This window comes from Plantactinospora sp. B5E13 (genome assembly GCF_039871775.1).
GTDB lineage: Bacteria > Actinomycetota > Actinomycetes > Mycobacteriales > Micromonosporaceae > Plantactinospora.
In genome coordinates this window covers 114,678-131,072 of sequence record NZ_JBDPLT010000003.1, presented here as the reverse complement: position 1 = coordinate 131,072, position 16,395 = coordinate 114,678, and the positions used below count along the sequence as shown (strand labels likewise).

The 16,395-nt window shown below is 73.1% G+C and carries 12 protein-coding genes and 1 pseudogene; 7 read left to right on the top strand and 6 right to left on the bottom strand.

Annotated elements, in window-relative coordinates; all coding sequences use genetic code 11:
• Positions 1-9 precede the first annotated feature (9 nt).
• On the bottom strand, positions 10-1,314 hold the full coding sequence (locus tag ABGB05_RS04285) for a sensor domain-containing protein (protein WP_347651810.1): 1,305 nt from the start codon (positions 1,312-1,314) through the stop codon (positions 10-12).
• 658 nt (positions 1,315-1,972) lie between these two features.
• Here ABGB05_RS04285 and ABGB05_RS04280 point away from each other — a divergent pair.
• The 5 genes and pseudogenes from ABGB05_RS04280 to hemB all read left to right on the top strand — a co-directional run bounded on the left by ABGB05_RS04280 (position 1,973) and on the right by hemB (position 7,916).
• Positions 1,973-2,836, top strand: coding sequence for a redox-sensing transcriptional repressor Rex (locus ABGB05_RS04280; protein ID WP_347651809.1), 864 nt, complete (start codon positions 1,973-1,975; stop codon positions 2,834-2,836).
• A pseudogene (locus ABGB05_RS04275) lies at positions 2,833-4,137 on the top strand (glutamyl-tRNA reductase); the annotation flags it as partial. The gene ABGB05_RS04280 and the pseudogene ABGB05_RS04275, both read left to right, overlap by 4 nt.
• A 203-nt stretch (positions 4,138-4,340) precedes the next feature.
• Complete coding sequence (gene hemC / locus ABGB05_RS04270; RefSeq protein ID WP_347651808.1) at positions 4,341-5,327, top strand: hydroxymethylbilane synthase; 987 nt, start codon at positions 4,341-4,343, stop codon at positions 5,325-5,327.
• Positions 5,324-6,904: a uroporphyrinogen-III synthase gene (locus ABGB05_RS04265; RefSeq protein ID WP_347651807.1), complete on the top strand. Its 1,581-nt coding sequence runs from the start codon at positions 5,324-5,326 to the stop codon at positions 6,902-6,904. The genes hemC and ABGB05_RS04265 overlap by 4 nt, the downstream gene beginning before the upstream one ends.
• A gap of 25 nt (positions 6,905-6,929) precedes the next feature.
• Positions 6,930-7,916 carry a porphobilinogen synthase gene (gene hemB, locus ABGB05_RS04260; protein WP_347651806.1) on the top strand — a complete coding sequence of 329 codons (987 nt, stop codon included), beginning with the start codon at positions 6,930-6,932 and terminating at the stop codon, positions 7,914-7,916.
• Positions 7,917-7,927: 11 nt separating this feature from the next.
• Here the strand turns inward: hemB and ABGB05_RS04255 are convergent, their stop codons facing one another.
• The 4 genes from ABGB05_RS04255 to ABGB05_RS04240 all read right to left on the bottom strand — a co-directional run bounded on the left by ABGB05_RS04255 (position 7,928) and on the right by ABGB05_RS04240 (position 12,302).
• Positions 7,928-9,103 (bottom strand): hypothetical protein, encoded by a 1,176-nt coding sequence (locus tag ABGB05_RS04255; RefSeq protein ID WP_347651805.1) that lies wholly within the window; start codon positions 9,101-9,103, stop codon positions 7,928-7,930.
• Positions 9,104-9,109: 6 nt separating this feature from the next.
• Positions 9,110-9,673: a sigma factor-like helix-turn-helix DNA-binding protein gene (locus ABGB05_RS04250; RefSeq protein WP_347651804.1), complete on the bottom strand. Its 564-nt coding sequence runs from the start codon at positions 9,671-9,673 to the stop codon at positions 9,110-9,112.
• Positions 9,674-9,758: 85 nt separating this feature from the next.
• The gene (locus tag ABGB05_RS04245; RefSeq protein WP_347651970.1) at positions 9,759-10,796 is read right to left on the bottom strand and encodes a GNAT family N-acetyltransferase; all 1,038 of its coding nucleotides are present in this window, start codon (positions 10,794-10,796) and stop codon (positions 9,759-9,761) included.
• A 72-nt stretch (positions 10,797-10,868) separates the two neighbouring features.
• Positions 10,869-12,302: a lytic murein transglycosylase gene (locus ABGB05_RS04240; protein WP_347651803.1), complete on the bottom strand. Its 1,434-nt coding sequence runs from the start codon at positions 12,300-12,302 to the stop codon at positions 10,869-10,871.
• A gap of 56 nt (positions 12,303-12,358) precedes the next feature.
• Between ABGB05_RS04240 and ABGB05_RS04235 the strand changes: the two genes are divergently transcribed.
• Positions 12,359-12,574, top strand: a complete 216-nt coding sequence (locus ABGB05_RS04235) for a zinc ribbon domain-containing protein (protein WP_347651802.1) — start codon at positions 12,359-12,361, stop codon at positions 12,572-12,574.
• A 199-nt stretch (positions 12,575-12,773) separates the two neighbouring features.
• Positions 12,774-15,596, top strand: a complete 2,823-nt coding sequence (locus ABGB05_RS04230) for an adenylate/guanylate cyclase domain-containing protein (RefSeq protein WP_347651801.1) — start codon at positions 12,774-12,776, stop codon at positions 15,594-15,596.
• 156 nt (positions 15,597-15,752) lie between these two features.
• Here ABGB05_RS04230 and ABGB05_RS04225 read toward each other — a convergent pair whose 3' ends face one another.
• On the bottom strand, positions 15,753-16,298 hold the full coding sequence (locus ABGB05_RS04225) for a phospholipase (RefSeq protein WP_347651800.1): 546 nt from the start codon (positions 16,296-16,298) through the stop codon (positions 15,753-15,755).
• Positions 16,299-16,395: the final 97 nt, after the last annotated feature.

The following is a 16,395-nucleotide window of genomic DNA, read 5'->3' as shown; positions in this document are numbered from 1 at the left end:
GCGGGGCGGTCAGCACGGCAGCTCGGCCCGGATCTCGGTCGGCCCGCCGGCCGGGCTGAGCACGGTCAGCGTGCCGTCGTTGGCGTGTACCCGGTCGGCGAGCCCGGCCAGGCCGTGGCCCTTGGACATGTGCGCGCCACCCTCGCCGTCGTCGATCACGGTGATCCGTAGCGTCTGGCCGACCCGGGAGACGGTGAGCCAGCACTCGGCGGCCCGACTGTGCTTCGCGACGTTGGCGAGCGCCTCCGCGACCACGAAGTACGCGGTCGACTCGACCGCCGGGTCGGGGCGGCCCGCCGGGGTGCCGAGCTGGGGGTCGACGGTGAGGTCGATCGGGATGACGCCCCGGCCGGCCAGGGCGGCGAGTGCGCTGGGCAGACCCCGGTCGACCAGGATCGGCGGTGCGATGCCCCGGGACAGTGCCCGCAGTTCGGCGAGGGTGTCCCGGGTCTGGGCCAGCGCCTCGTCGAGGGTCTGCCGGGCCGCTTCCGGGTCGGCGGCGAGCTGTTGCCGGGCCCGGCTGAGGTCCATCGCGAGCCGGACCAGCCGCTGTTGCGGCCCGTCGTGGATGTCCCGTTCCAGCCGGCGCAAGGCGGTCGCCTCGGCGGAGGCGGCGGCCCGTTTCTGCTCCTCCAGCACGGTGATCCGGTTACGCATCTCGGCGACGCCGGTGAGCATCGCCCGACCGAAGCTCGCCTGCATCATCGCGCAGCCGCGTACCACCAGTGGCAGGGTGATCAGGAAGAAGAGGCCGAGTGCGGTGTTCATCAGGACCCGGGAGGCGACGGAGTTGCCCAACCCGAGCAGGTAGGCGAGTCCCTCGTCGTCGGGGCTCTGCGGGATCGCCCAGTCGTACGCCCAGTAGAGGGAGCCGCCGACGGCGCCGAGCCACCAGCCGACCGTGATCGCGAACGCCGGTCCGGCGACGAGCAGCTTGAAGATGCCGTGTGCCAGGTCGAGCCAGGACTGGGCGTCGGTGATCGGCGTCATGATCCGCCGCCAGGCGCCGCCGCCGGGTTCGGCGACGCGGTAGTGCGGCCGTACCCGTGGCTGCCGGAGCACCATCGGCATCCGGAGCCGCTCGATGTCGGCGAGACCTCGGGCGACGTAGAGGGTGCCGGCGAGGATGGGCAGACCGATCACCGTCACCACCAGCCCGGCACCGACGGCGGTACCGATGGCGAGCACGATGAGGCTGGCCAGGGCGAGTGGGAAGCCGAGCAGTACGTATCCGGAGTCCACGGCGAGTTGGCGTAGTACGCCGCGCCCGGCGGTCGGCTCGGCGTCGGCGCCGACGGCGGCGGTAGTGGTCATGTTGTCGACGCTAGGCATCGGCGTGCTCGGCCCCCATCCCATCGGCTGGCCTATCCACGGTAGGGCTGCCCCCACCACCTGCCCGCCGACGGGGTGGGGGCCGTTCCGGTGCGTTCCGGAACCGGACGGGGCCCTGCCGGAAATCGGACGACGGCGGTGCGAACCGGCCGGCCGCACTCCGGAACCGGACACGGCCCGGGTGGAAATCGGACGACGGCGGACGCGGAATCGATCAACCGTCGACGCGGAATCGGACATCGCGTGAACCGGAGCGACGACAGTGTCGGCGGTCGGAGATTTTCCGGTCGAATGGAATCCGGGAGATGTCGGGGGCTGATCGCTGGCGGCGCGGCGGTGTGGGGGCGTGGGTGTGACGGCGTGTTGCCGTGGGCGTGGCGGCGAGTTGGGCAGATAAGTCGGACTTAGGCAATAATCGCCGAGCGGGCCAGCTGGCACCGCTGACCTGATCTTGTAAATGGAGGCCCAGGTGACGCGTTATCGCGGTCTATCAAGATCGCGATTTGTGCGTGTCTTCACAAGCGCCTACTCTGTTACTCCGACGAGCCCTGCTAGCACAACCGGTCACAGCGGTCGCCAGTGGGTGCCCCGAAACGACCGGTCGCTCCGGCCGGTCGAAGATCGCATGGCACGGAGTCGCATGAGTCAGCACCGCCCAGCAGGCACGCCCGGCCGCGCCGGTGGGGTGCCGGCACTCCCGGACCTCCCTGAGGCGACGGTCGCCCGGCTCCCCGAATACCTCCGTGCCCTGCACAATCTCGCCGAAACCGGTAACGACACGGTGTCCAGCGAGGAGTTGGCGACGGCGGCCGGAGTGAATTCCGCGAAGCTCCGGAAGGATCTTTCTCAACTCGGCTCGTACGGCACCCGGGGCGTCGGCTACGACGTCGCGCTGCTGATCGACCAGATCGAGTTCGTCCTCGGACTGACCCAGCGCCGGGCGGTCGCCCTGGTCGGAGTCGGTAATCTCGGTCACGCGCTGGCCGGTTACGCGGGGTTCGCCAGCCGTGGGTTCCGGATCGCCGCGCTCTTCGACGCGGACCCGGCCCAGGTCGGTGAGGAGATCAACGATCTGGTCGTCCAGCACATCGACGACCTGCCCCGGATTGCCGCCGAGGAGTCGATCGCGATCGGGGTGATCGCCACCCCCGCGGCCGCCGCGCAGACCGTCGCCGACCAGCTCGTCGCCGCCGGGGTGACCAGCATCCTGAACTTCGCGCCCTGTGTGCTGTCGGTGCCCGAGGGAGTCGACGTCCGCAAGGTCGATCTTGCCATCGAGCTGCAGATCCTCTCCTTCCACGAGCACCGCAAGTCGGCGCTGACCGGGCTGCCGGCCGCCGACGCGGTGGCGAACGGCCCGGGCGCGTCGGGTGTCGGTACGGCGCTGACCGGCCCCGCCGCCGGACTCACCGCACTGCCCGGCGGACTCGCCGCGACCGGCACCACCGAGGCCACGCCCACCGGACCGCTCCGGTCCTCGAACGCGGAGGCGATCGGCTCATGAACCTGCTTGTCGTCGGAGCGTCGCACCGCACCGCGCCGGTCGCCACCCTGGAGAAGCTGGCCGTCGCCGCCACCGAGCTGCCGGAGATCCTCGACCGGCTGCTGCAGCTGCCGTACGTCGGCGAGGCGGTGGTCGTCTCGACCTGCAACCGGGTCGAGGTCTACGCCGCGGTCACCGGCTTCCACGGCGGCCTGGGCGACATCTGCGCGGTGCTCGGCGCGCACGCCGGCTCCGCCCCGGCCGAGCTCGCCAACCACCTGTACGTCCACTACGACGGCGCCGCGGTCGAGCACGTCTTCCGGGTGGCCGCCGGGCTCGACTCGATGGTGGTCGGCGAGGCGCAGATCCTCGGCCAACTCCGTGACGCCTACCACGTCGCGGGCGAGGCCGACGCACCCGGGCGACTGCTGCACGAGCTGATGCAGCAGGCCCTGCGGGTGGGGAAGCGGGCACACGCCGAGACCGAGATCGACCGGGCCGGGCAGAGCGTGGTCACCGCCGCGCTCGACCTGGCCGCGACCCACCTCCCGGGCGGCATCGAGGGACGTCCGGCGCTGGTCGTCGGGGCGGGGTCGATGGGGGCGCTCTCCGTCGCCACCCTCTCCCGGCGGGGAGCCGGTCCGGTGGCGGTCAGCAACCGGGGCGCCGACCGGGCACGCCGGCTCGCCGAGGCGTACGGCGCCACGGCGGTGCCGATCGCCGAACTCGCCGACGCCCTCTCCACAGTGGACATAGTAGTGGCCGCCACGGCGTCGATCGAACCGGTCCTCACCCAGGAGACGGTCGCCCGGGCGCTGGCCGTACGTGCCGCCCACCGGCCCGACCCCCTGGTCCTGCTCGACCTCGCGGTGCCCCGCGACATCGAGCCGGGGATCGCCGAGCTGCCCGGCGTGGTGGTGATCGACATCGACGCCCTGGCCGCGGCCCAGCCGATCGGCCCGGCCGCCGCCGACACCGCGGCCGTCACCCGGATCGTCACCACCGAGGTGGAGTCCTTCCTCACCTGGCTGCGTGGCGCCGACGTGGCGCCGACGGTGGCCGCCCTGCGGGCCCGCGCCGACGAGGTGGTCACCGCCGAACTGCGCCGGCTCGCCCACCGTCGCCCGGATCTGACCGACGACCAGCGTGCCGAGGTGAGCCACACCGTGCACCGGGTGGTGCAGCGCCTGCTGCACTCGCCGACCGTACGGGTCCGCCAGCTCGCCGCCGAACCCGGCGGTGACCAGTACGCGGCGCTGCTGCGGGAGCTCTTCGACCTCGAGGTGCCGGTCACCTCGCAGGCGGACACCGTGCCGGACCTGACCGGGGGGCCGGGAGGACAGCGCTCCTCCGACGTTCCCGATGGGCAGCTGGTCGCCGGGTTGGTCGGTCTGCCCGGGCTCGGCGCCGGACTGGGCGGCCCGGCCACGGACCTGCCCGGCCGAGGACTACCGGCCACCGAGCCCGGTGCCGGTCCCCGGCCGACCGTGCCGCGCCAGTCGTCCGGAGGAGAACGGTGAGTGCGATGACCCAGCCACTGCGGCTCGGCACCCGGGGCAGCGCGCTGGCGATGGCCCAGTCCCGGAAGGTCGCCGACGCGCTACGGGCGGCCACCGGACGCCCGGTCGAACTGGTCGAGGTGGAGACGGCCGGCGACCGGTCGAGCGCCCCGGTACACCGGCTCGGCGTCGGGGTCTTCGTCTCCGCGCTGCGGGACGCGTTGACCGCCAAGGAGATCGACTTCGCGGTCCACTCGTACAAGGACCTGCCCACCGCGCCAGCGGACGGGTTGCACATCGCCGCCGTACCGACCCGGGAGGATCCGCGTGACGCGTTGGTCGCCCGGGACGGCCGTACCCTGGCCGAACTGCCGCCGGGTGCGACCGTCGGCACCGGGGCACTGCGCCGGATCGCCCAGCTGCACGCGCTCGGCCTGCAGCTGAACGTGGTGCCGATCCGGGGCAACGTCGACACCCGCCTGCGCCGGGTCCTCGGTCCCGAGGCGGACCTGGACGCCGTGGTGCTGGCCCGGGCCGGACTCGTCCGGCTCGGTCGCACCGAGGAGATCACCGAGACGCTCGACCCGATGCTGATGCTGCCAGCCCCCGCCCAGGGTGCGCTGGCGGTGGAGTGCCGGGCCGACGACCCGGACCTGGTCGAGCTGCTCGCCGTGCTCGACCATGCCCCGACCCGGGCCGCGGTGACCGCGGAACGGGCGCTGCTCGCCACCCTGGAGGCCGGGTGCAGCGCCCCGGTCGCCGCGTTCGCGGTCGTCGCCGAAGGCGAACCGGACGCGTCCGGTGCCAGCGGCGACGAGATCTATCTGCGCGGGGCGGTGATCAGCCCGGACGGCACCCGAGACCTCCGGCTGTCCCGCACCGGTACGCCCGCCGAGGCGGCCGAGATCGGTAAGGCACTCGCCGCCGATCTCTTCGACCTCGGCGCCGACTCGATCCTCGGCACGCCTACCGATTCCGGGCCGGGGACCCAGCATTTTGGAGCACAGACATGATCGGCACCCGTAAGCCCGCAGGCCGCATCGCGTTCGTCGGGGCTGGACCCGGCGACCCGGGTCTGCTGACCCGGCGGGCGCACGACGCGTTGGTCAACGCCGACCAGGTGGTCTACGACCGCAGCGTCCCCGAGGCCCTGCTCACCGCGGTGAAGGCGGAAGCGAAGGAGGACGCGCAGTTCAGCCCGGCCGAGGGCGCCCCCGGCGACGTGGCGAAGGTGCTGCTGTCGGCGGTCCGCTCCGGGCTGAACGCGGTGCACCTGGTGGCCGGCGACCCGTTCGGCCACGAGTCCGTGGTCAAGGAGGTGCAGGCGGTCGCCCGTAACGCCGTGCATTTCGAGGTGGTGCCGGGCGTCGGGCAGGCCGAGGGGGTGGCCACCTACGCCGGCGTCCCGCTGCACGGGGTCCGGACCGCCGCCGACGTCGACGACGTCACCGCGATGGACTTCGAGGCGCTCGCCGCGGCGGTCAACCGGGGCTCGCTGGCCCTGGCGGTCGACGCCGGTGACCTGGCGGCCGTCCGGGACGGGCTGCTCGCGGTCGGGGTCGACGGCACCACCGCGGTCGCGGTGACCGGTGACGGCACCGGCGAGACGCAGTACACCACCACCTCGACGGTGGACAGCTTCGTCGCGGCCGCCCTCGGCTTCACCGGCCGGGTGGTCCTCACCCTCGGCGCCGGCGTCACCCACCGGGACAAGCTGAGCTGGTGGGAGAACCGTCCGCTGTACGGCTGGAAGGTGCTGGTGCCGCGGACCAAGGAGCAGGCCGGGGTGATGAGCGCCCGGCTGCGCGAGTACGGCGCCATCCCGTGCGAGGTGCCGACCATCGCGGTCGAGCCGCCGCGTACCCCGGCCCAGATGGAGCGGGCGGTCAAGGGTCTTGTCGACGGCCGCTACGCCTGGGTGATCTTCACCTCGGTGAACGCGGTCCGGGCGGTCTGGGAGAAGTTCGCCGAGCACGGGCTGGACGCCCGGCACTTCGGCGGCGTCAAGATCGCGTGTATCGGTGAGGCGACCGCCGAGGCGGTCCGCGCCTTCGGCATCCAGCCGGAACTGATCCCGTCCGGGGAGCAGTCCTCGGAGGGGCTGCTGGCCGAGTTCTCGCCGCACGACGAGATCCTCGACCCGGTCGGCCGGGTGCTGCTGCCGCGCGCCGACATCGCCACCGAGACGCTCGCCGCCGGGCTCACCGAACGCGGCTGGGAGGTCGACGACGTGACCGCGTACCGGACCGTCCGGGCGGCGCCGCCGCCGGCCGAGATCCGCGACGCGATCAAGTCGGGCGGCTTCGACGCGGTGCTCTTCACCTCCTCCTCGACGGTACGGAACCTGGTCGGCATCGCCGGCAAGCCGCACGCCCGGACCGTGGTCGCGGTGATCGGCCCGAAGACGGCCGAGACGGCGACCGAGTTCGGCCTGCGGGTGGACGCCCAGCCGGCGCACGCCTCCGTCCCGGACCTCGTGGAGGCGCTCGCGGCGTACGCTGTGGAGTTGCGGGAGAAACTGGCCGCCATGCCGGCCAAGCAGCGTCGTGGCTCGAAGGTCCAGGGCCCGACGGCGCTGCGGTTCCGCTGACCCCGACCTCTCACCAGGAGCTGTGATGTCGTCCTTCCCGGACGTCCGTCCGCGCCGGCTGCGGCGTTCCCCGGCGATCCGTCGGCTTGTCGAGGAGACCCGGGTCGCCCCGGCGGAACTCGTGCTGCCGATGTTTGTCAAGGAAGGGCTGACGGAGCCGCGTCCGATCGCCTCGATGCCGGGAGTGCTGCAGCACTCCCGGGAGTCGCTGCGCAAGGCGGCGGCCGAGGCGGTGCACGCGGGCATCGGCGGGATCATGCTCTTCGGGGTGCCGGAGCACAAGGACGAGACCGGCTCCGGCGGGCTCGACCCGGACGGCATCCTCAACGTGGCGATCCGGGACGTGGTTGCCGAGGTCGGCGACGCCACCGTGGTGATGAGCGACGTCTGCCTGGACGAGTTCACCTCGCACGGGCACTGCGGGCTGCTCGCCCCGGACGGCACCGTCGACAACGACGCCACCCTGGCCGCGTACGCCGAGATGGCGGTCGCCCAGGCCGACGCCGGTGCCCACCTGCTCGGCCCGTCCGGGATGATGGACGGCCAGGTCGGGGTGATCCGACGGGCGCTGGACGCCGCCGGCCACACCGACGCCGGCATCCTGGCGTACGCGGTGAAGTACGCCTCGGCGTTCTACGGCCCGTTCCGGGAGGCGGTGGAGTCGGCGCTGCAGGGCGACCGGCGTACCTACCAGCAGGATTCCGCGAACCTCCGGGATTCGCTGCGGGAGGTACGCCTCGACGTCGCCGAGGGGGCCGACCTGGTGATGGTCAAGCCGGGCCTGCCCTACCTCGACGTGATCGCCGCGGTCCGGGACGAGGTGGACGTGCCGGTGGCGGCGTACCAGATCTCCGGCGAGTACTCGATGGTCGAGGCCGCCGCCGCCAACGGCTGGATCGACCGGGAGCGGGCGATCCTGGAGACGCTCACCTCGATCCGTCGGGCCGGCGCCCAGGTCATCCTCACCTACTGGGCGGTCGAGGCCGCCCGGATGCTCCGCGAACGCTACTGACCCGGCGGCACCTACCGGCCCACCGGCACGGTCACCACGTGCAGCACCTCGTCGAGCCGGTAGATCCGGTCGGCGCCGGCCGGGAAGACGACCCGGGCGACCCGTACCTCGTTGTCACCGAGCCAGGCGAGGCCGCCGGCGCCGCTCCTGACGTTGACCGGACCCGACCCGACGTGCTCGATCAGCTGGTCCACCCGCACGGTTCCGGTCGAGGTCTCGTAGACGGTCACCCGGGGGGGCCGCGTCCTGATCGCCGGGCCGGTCGGCGGCAGCGCGGCGACGGCCAGGAACTGCCCGTCCGGGGAGAGCCGGAGGAGGCCGTAACAGATGCCCTCGCCGGTCACCGTGCCGACCAGCCGGCCGTCGTCGAGGTCGAGGATCCGTACGCCGCACTCTTGGGAGCCGTAGGGAAGGGCGAGGAACCGGCCGGAGAGGTCGGCGTCGGCGGCCCGGGACAGGTCACCGCCGGCCCCCTCCACGGAGAGCACCGGCGTCTCCCGCCCGGTCGCCAGCTCGTGCCGGACGATCCGGTCGTCCCGGAACAGGTAGGCGTCCCGGTCGTCCGCGCCGAGCAGGGTGGGGCTCCCACCGGACGTCCGTACCTCCCGGCTGACCGCGACGGCACCGTCCGGCCGGAGCACCACGAGCATGATCGGCAATCCCGCGCCGTCCGGACCGTCCGTCGTTGCGGCGCCCGGCCCGCTCTCCGGTGTGCCGGCGGGTTCGGGGGCGACCGCGCGCAGACCGACGAGCCGGCCGTCGGGCAGGGCGGCGGAGTCGAACCAGCCGGCCGGCACCGGGTGCCGGACCAGGCTGCCGTCCCGCCGTACCTCCGCCACCCCGACGCCCGGATCCAGCCCGACCGTGCCGTTCCCGTACGCCTCGTTGATGCCGGTGATGCTCGGCAGCAGCAGCCGCTGGGGCGGTACGACCAACGGAACCGCGGTGTCGTCGACGATCCGGTCCCCGGCGGGACGGGCGGTCAGCGCCGGCACGCCGAGCGCGGTCGCCGCGACCAGGCAGGCCAGCGACCCGGCGGTCAGCGCGGCCTGGCGGCGGCGCCGGGTCCGCCAGCGGCGCCGCACCGTCGCCAGTTCGCCCCCGTGGTCGGGTACGGTCGTCGCGGCCCGGCGCACCGCCGAGGCCAGTTCGTCGGGTACGGACCCGGACGTGGGTACGCCGGACATCACGCCTCACCCCTCATCACGTAGATCGGCCCGGAGCGCCTCCAGAGCCCGGGCGAGCCGACTCTTGACGGTTCCGGTGGGCAGGTCCAGTACGGCCGCGGTCTCGGCGGTGGAGAGGTCGAGCAGCACCCGGCAGACCACCACGGTCCGCTGGGCGAGCGGCAGCCGGTCGAGCGCGGTCCGGGCGGCCAGCGCGCTCGGATCCACCCCGGGTGTGCCGGGGTGCTGGTCGTCGGTGATCGCCGGCCGTTCCCGCCGAAGTTTGCGCCACCAGGAGGTGGCCCAGTTGAGCCCGACCCGGTAGACCCAGCCGGCCGGATTGTCCAGCCGCCGCACCCGCCCCCACCGGGCGTACGCCCGCAGCATCGCCTCGTCGGTGGCTTCCCGGGCCAGGTCGTCGTCACCGAGACTGAGCGCCAACGCCCGGTGCACGCGGTCGACGTACGCCGGGTAGAACGTCTCGAACCCGTCGCCCGGGTCCGGACCGGCGCCGGCCGGATCGGCCTCCACCGGCTCCGGCACCGTGAAACGCCGCCGAGCGGCCGTCGACTCCATGTCCGGTACACGCACCGGACCGGTCGACGGTTCCGGCACCTCTGCCGCGATCACCCGTCCGGGGCACCCGAGGACGGGCCGCGGTGTGGCCGGGTGCGGGTCAGTCGGTCGACCTCGCCTGGTTGGCGGCGTCCAGCCGGTGCACCAGCTCGGCCACGTCGACGCCGTACTCGAGCCACTGCCGGTCGGCCTGGAAGCCCAGATCGGCGTTGACCGCCCGCATCGTCTCGTTGCTCTGCGCGTTCCAGGTCTGCACCTCGGCGAGCTTCGGCTCGGCGGACCGCAGCTCGAAGAGCATCCGGGCCTTCATCGCCCGGTCGATGCCGCGACCGTGGTGGGCCTGGCCGACGATGGTGTCGTACTGGTCGGCCCGGGTCGGGTGCTGGGCCGGCACGACCACCTCGGTCAACCCGGCCACCACGCCGGTCTTCTCCTCGATCGCCAGCACGATGTACGGCTTCATGCCGCGCCGGTGCAGGCAGCCCAGACTGTCCCGCAGCCGCTGCGGGTCGTACGAGCTCGGCCGCAGCTCCAGGTCACCGTCGTCGACCCGGGCCTCGGCCTTGGCCATCGCGTACGCCTCGATCAGCTCCTCCGGTGGGCCGCCCGGGCAGAACTCCAGGCGGTAGCCGGGGTCGATGCCCTGCGACATCCGGGCCAGCGCGTTCCAGTCCACCGTGTTGAGTCGGAGCACACTGCGGGTCTCGGCGTACTCCTGGCCGAAGCCGAGCGCCTCGTAGAAGCCGACCGCCGGGGTGCCGCCGACGACCTCGACCCCCATGAAGCGGAAACCCTCCTGATAGGTACGGCGGGCCGCGGTGGCGATCAGTTTGCGGCCCAGGCCGCCGCGCCGGGCGGCCGGGTGGACCAGCACCTCCAGCACGCCGATGTCACCCAGTAGCAGCACGTGGGTGTGACCGATGATGCGGCCGGGGCGACCGTCCTCCGTCGGATCCTCCTGAATGATCCAGGAGATCCGGCGTTCACCGGGCATCACCTCGCTGAGGTACTCCCGGAGCATGCCGTTTTCCCACAGCGGGTCGTCTGGTAGGTCGGCCGCGAAAACCGCGTTGATCGCGTCCAGGAACGACTCGATCTCCGCGGTTGGAGCGGTCCGGGGATCCCACTCGCGCACCATCACCCGTCTAGCTTGCCGTCAACCGCAGCCCGGCGAAAGTGCCCAGTTCTTCAATGTACGGGGGCCATTACGCTAAGTTTTGCTGGCCAGGCCGTACTCGTTGGCTTTGTCGAACACCGATTGGGCATATGGCCGCACGTCATTGTAGGAAAGGATGGCGTTCCACCAGTCCGTCGGAAGGGACAGGTTGCGGCCGTTCTTGCACAGATAGTTACCGGCCGCCAGGGCCGCGTCGTCGATGTCCTGAGGGTTCCGGGTGTTGTCGTTGTCGCCGTCCGCCCCGTCCTCGGCCCAGGTGGTCGGGATGAACTGCATCGGGCCGACCGCCCGGTCGTAGGTCTTGTCGTCGTCGAGCTCGCCGTCGTCGGTGTCCGTGATCCGTTGGCGACCGGGGCCGCCGTCCAGCGGAAGTCCGATGATCTTCGGCTGGGCCACGCCGTTGGCGTCGAGTTCGGACCCGTTGACCCGGCCGTGCGCGGACTCCACGAAACCGATCGCGGCCAGCGTGGTCCAGCGCAGCTGGCAACCCGGGTTCGACTGGTTGAGCCGCAGTTCGGCGGCACCGTACGCCTGCATCGCCACGGCCGGAATGCCCACCCGGCTGCCCACCTGGGCGGCCCACCCGCTCAACAGCTGGGTCGAGCCACCGTCACCGACCCAGGGGACCTGCAGGGTCGGCGGTGGGGTGGATGGAGCCACCGGCAGGCCGCCTCCGGGCGCGACGGTCGTCGCGGTGACCGATGGCGTGGCGGACGCGGGTTCGGCCGTCGGGTCCGCCGCCTGCGGAGCACCTCCGGCGGCCGGTACCAGCAGCGCCCCCGCCGTGCCGGTTCCCGCGACCAGGGCGAGCAGCAGCAGGGCGGGCAGGGTCAGCCGGCCACTGGGGCGCCGGGACCAGGCCCGTACCGCCCGTGCGCCGCCGACCGCCGCCGCGCGCGGGGACGGCCACCGGCGTACGGCGTGGGCGAACGGCACCCGGATCCGCCGGTTGCCCCCGGCCCGGCCGACCGCCGGGGTGTCGAGGTCGATGACGGTCTGGGTGGTCGCCGATCCGGAGCCACCTCCGTTCGACCCGCCAGCGCTCTTGTCGTCCCGGTCGCCGTCCTTCGTCTCCGTCTCGGGCTTCGTCTCCGTGGCGGCCGTCTCGGGCTTCGCCTCCGTGGCGGCCGTCTCGGGCTTCGCCTCCGGGGCGGCCGTCGGGCCGCCGTCGGTTTCCGGTTCGGTCGCGGCCTTCGTCTCCGGGTCGGTTTCCGGTTCGGTGTCGGCCTTCGTCTCCGGGTCGGCCGGGAGTTCGGGGGCGGCCGCCGGTTCGGTGTCGGCCACGGCGGCGCCCGGGGCAGCGACGACGGTGGTCTCCTCCGGCGCGCTCCGGGGGCGGGGCAGAATCCGGGGCTCCGGCTCGAACGCCGAGTCCGGAGCGGCACCCGAACTGGCCAGCGGCCCGGCCATCGCGGGCGCGGCGGGGCGTAGGGGTCGGGTGGTCGAGGTCTCCGCAGGGTCCGCCACCCGTCGAGTATTACCCATCGACCGACGAACGTCAGTTCTGGTCGTACCCTGGTGACATGCCCCGGTACGAGTTCCGCTGCCGCGCCTGCGGCGACACGTTCGAGATGAACCGGCCGATGGTCGAGTCCTCGGCACCCGCGTCCTGTCCGCAGGGCCACGACGACACGGTCAAGCTACTGTCGACGGTCGCGATCACCGGCCGTGGCGGTTCGGCTGCGGCACCGGCCGTACCCGCTGGTGGTGGCTGCTGCGGCGGAGCCTGCGGCTGCTGAGCGCGCCGGCCGCCGACGGTCCGGGTCGGGCCCCCTCCCCACCGGACGATGAGTGTTCCTCGCGACCGTGATGTCGGTTTCGTGGCGCAGTTGGCGGTTGGCACCTTGGTACGGCGTCGCCCGTCCGTTCCTACGATGGGCCGAGGCGTAAATATGCGGAAGCATGAACGCGACTTCCAGGGGGCGGGAGGTTCCAGGCATGTCAGCACGGATCCACCTGCCGAGTGGGCTGGTGACGTTCATGTTCACCGACATCGAGGGCTCCACCCGGCTGGCCCAGATGCTCGGCGCCGGCTATCGCCCCGTGCTCAGCGAGCACCGGCGTCTGCTCCGGGCGACGCTGGCGGCCAGCGACGGGACCGAACTGTTCACCGAGGGCGACTCGTTTTTTGTCGCCTTCGCCGACGCCTCGGCCGCCCTCGACGCCTCGCTCGCCGCCCAACGTGCCCTGAACAGCCACGACTGGCCGACCCCGGAGGCCACCCCCCGGGTACGGATGGGACTGCACACCGGACACGCCGAACCTCTCGCCGGTGAGTACGCCAGCGCCGAGGTGCACCGGGCGGCCCGGATCGCCGCCGCCGCCCACGGCGGCCAGGTGCTCTGCTCCGGAGCGACCGCCCGGCACGCCGCACCGCTGCCGCCCGGCGCCTCCCTGCTCGACCTCGGGCTGCACCGGCTGCGGGGCTTCGACGACCGGGAGCGGCTCTTCCAACTGGTCGCCCCCGGGCTGGAACGGCAGTTCCCCCGCCCGCGTACCGCCGACGCGATCCCGCACAACCTGCCGACCCAGGTCACCTCGTTTGTCGGCCGGAAGGCGGAACGGGCCGAACTGGACCGGCTGATCAGCGACCACCGGCTGGTCACCGTGGTCGGGGCGGGCGGCGCCGGCAAGACCCGGCTCGCCGTCGAACTGGCCGCCGGCGTGGTCGAGTCCCACCCGGACGGGGTCTGGTTCGTCGACATCGCCACGGTCACCGACCCGGGCCTGGTCGCGTTCGCGGTCGCCGCCGTGCTCGGGCTGCGCCCCGAACCGGGTCGGCCGATGCTGGAGACCCTGGTCGAGTTCGCCGCCTCCCGACGGATGCTGGTCGTTCTGGACACCTGCGACGCCCAGCCCAGCGCCTGCGCCGAGGTGATCTCACGGCTGCTCGCCGGCGGCAGCGGGGTACGCGTCCTCGCCACCAGCCGCGAGTCGCTGGGGCTGCCCGGCGAGGTCGTCTGGCGGATCCCGCCGCTCTCGGTCGACCCGGCCCCCGGCGGCGGCCCGAGTGAGGCGGTCACCCTGCTGCTCGACCGGACCACGGCGGCCCGGGGCGGTCGGCGGGCCGGCCCCGCCGAGTCGGCCGACCTGCAACGGGTGGTCACCCGGCTGGACGGCCTGCCGCTGGCGATCGAACTCGCCGCCGCCCGACTGCGGGTGCTGAGCGCCAGCCAGCTCGCCGAACGGCTGGACGACGTACTCGGGGCGCTGGACGCCGGGCGGGACGACGTGGAGGCGGTACCGGCCGGCAACGGCCGCTGGGTCGCCAACCAGGCGGACACCGTGGACCTGGCCGCCGCCGCCCTCGGCGCCGCGCCACCGGCGGCGGCCCGCGCCGCGCAGCGTACGGCGACCCAGCGGCACGTCACGATGCAGGCGACGGTCACCTGGTCGTACCGGACGCTCGGGCCCCGGGCGGCCCGGCTGCTGCGGTGGCTGGCGGTCTTCGCCGGACCGGTCGACCTGGCCACCGTGGAGTGGCTGCTCGACGACGACCCGCTCGACCCGCTCTCGGTCCTGGTCGACAAGTCGATGATCCAGGCGGAGCCGAACGTCTCCGGCAGCACCTACCGGATGCTGGACCCGATCCGGGCGTACGCCGCCCGTCGGCTGGTCGACGCGGGGGAGGAGCAGACCGCCCGGGACCGGCACGTCGAGTGGTCGCTGCACGCGTTGCAGCGGGCGTACCTCGGCCCGGACGAGCGACCGGTGACCCTCTCGCTGTACGCGCTCGACCCGCTCGCGGACGAGTTGCGGGCCGCACTGCGCTGGACGGTCACCGGCGGCAGCGCCGGGCAGGGGCTGCAACTGGCCAGTGGGCTGGACGAGTGGTGGCGGGAACGCGGGCTGGCCCGGGAGGGTCGGCTCTGGCTGTTCCGGCTCTACGGCCGGATCGCCGAGACCGGTGAGCAGCTCCCGGAGGCGGAGCTGGCGGCGGCGTACCACATGCACTCGCAGCATGCCGGCGCGGACGGTGAGTTCGCCGAGGAGCTGCGGTTCTCCCAGCGGGCCGAGTCGGCCGCCCGGCAGGCCGGCGACGCCGGCCTGCTGGTCCGGGTACTCGCCGGCCGGGCCGCCCCGCTGATCGACATGGGGCAGCTCGCCGAGGCCGAACGGGTCTGCCGGGAGGTGATCGCGCAGGCCGAGGCGGAGGGGGTGCCCGGCGACGCGCTGCTCGCCGTCTACAGCCTGGCCGAGCTGCTCTGGCGTCGGCGGGCCCTGGACGAGGCGGCCGAACTGCTCGGGGCGGCCCGGCCGATCGAGGCGGCCCAGCCGACCGAGCGCGGCAAACGTCAGGTCGACATGCTGCTCGGCATGGTGGCGTTGGCCCGGGGTGACCTGGTCGCCGCGCACGACCACCTGGTGGTCGCGTTGCGGTCCCGGATGAGCTACGGCTATCTGGCGCGGGCCTGCGACACGGTCAACGCGATCGCGGTCCGCTGTGCCGGGGGCGGGGAACACCGTGCCGCGGCCCGGTTGTTCGGCGCCGCCCAGTTGACCCGGTCGGTGATGCACTGCGGGCCGGGCACCTTCGGGGCGTACTGGCTGCAGGAGCAGGCCGCGCTGCGGTCGATCATGGGGGACGCGGCGTTCGACGCCGCGTACGCGGCCGGGGCCGACCTGTCCCTGGAGGAGGCGGCGGCGATCGCCCTGGAGGTCGAGCACCCGGATCTCTCCGCCAACTCGACCCGGTTCTCCGCCGTCGATCCGCCCCGACAGCGGCTCCGTCCCCGGGAGAGCGTCGACGACGAGGTGTAGGACGGTCGGTTCCGCGACCGGGGCACCCCGGTTGACCCATCTCGTCCACTGACCGCTGGACGGTCTCCGTCGCCGGCAGGCGGCTCGGGGTCGACGCCGGACGACGTCGACCCCGAGCCGGAGGTGCTTCGTGGTGGGCGTGGGGTGTGCGCCGGATCAGCGGGCGGCGGCCGCCGCCGCGGCCCGGCGCTCGCCGTCGGCCTTGAGCTTCGCGGCCCGGTCCAGGTCCGCCTGGCTGATGACCACCGAGCCGAACTGCCGGACCGCCTGGTAGTAGGTCCAGGCCAGGGCGAGGCAGGCCGGTCGGACGAACGAGTTGTACGTCGCGCAGACCCGCTTCAGGTCCTCGTAGAAGGCGTCGTCCAGCCGGTTCTTGTTGGCCTCGAACTGGCTCATCGCCTTGTAGTTGCGGTAGCCGAAGTCGTGCCGGTAGCAGGAGAGTTCGAAGGTGAAGCCGAGGGGGTTGTCCGGGCTCGACGAGCAGTAGTCGGTGGTCCAGTTGAAGGCGTACTCGGCCCAGGGTGCCTGGTTGGTGCGGGCCGCGTTCCAGGCGTTGTAGCTGCTGGCGCTGGTCTGGGTCCAGCTGGACAGGACGGAGAGCTTCTGCTGTTGGGTGACGGCGGCGGCGGGTGTGGAGACGCCGACCACCGCGAGTACGGCGATCGCGCTGGCCGCCAGGGTGGTGAGCAGGCGACGGGGCATGGGGGTACCTCCGGGTGCAGGGGCAGCCCTCGTGGGGGTGCCTGGAGCGGGGGACGGAGCTGTCACCGGTCAGGTGATCCAGGTGGCAACAGTCTCG

Bases quoted from the DNA above. Each gene is read 5' to 3' on its own strand.
- hemB (WP_347651806.1), top strand. From the start codon at position 6,930: ATGTCGTCCTTCCCGGACGTCCGTCCGCGCCGGCTGCGGCGTTCCCCG.
- ABGB05_RS04225 (WP_347651800.1), bottom strand. From the start codon at position 16,298: ATGCCCCGTCGCCTGCTCACCACCCTGGCGGCCAGCGCGATCGCCGTA.
- ABGB05_RS04255 (WP_347651805.1), bottom strand. From the start codon at position 9,103: ATGTCCGGCGTACCCACGTCCGGGTCCGTACCCGACGAACTGGCCTCG.
- ABGB05_RS04245 (WP_347651970.1), bottom strand. From the start codon at position 10,796: ATGGTGCGCGAGTGGGATCCCCGGACCGCTCCAACCGCGGAGATCGAG.
- ABGB05_RS04265 (WP_347651807.1), top strand. From the start codon at position 5,324: ATGATCGGCACCCGTAAGCCCGCAGGCCGCATCGCGTTCGTCGGGGCT.
- ABGB05_RS04230 (WP_347651801.1), top strand. From the start codon at position 12,774: ATGTCAGCACGGATCCACCTGCCGAGTGGGCTGGTGACGTTCATGTTC.
- hemC (WP_347651808.1), top strand. From the start codon at position 4,341: ATGACCCAGCCACTGCGGCTCGGCACCCGGGGCAGCGCGCTGGCGATG.
- ABGB05_RS04280 (WP_347651809.1), top strand. From the start codon at position 1,973: ATGAGTCAGCACCGCCCAGCAGGCACGCCCGGCCGCGCCGGTGGGGTG.
- ABGB05_RS04285 (WP_347651810.1), bottom strand. From the start codon at position 1,314: ATGACCACTACCGCCGCCGTCGGCGCCGACGCCGAGCCGACCGCCGGG.
- ABGB05_RS04235 (WP_347651802.1), top strand. From the start codon at position 12,359: ATGCCCCGGTACGAGTTCCGCTGCCGCGCCTGCGGCGACACGTTCGAG.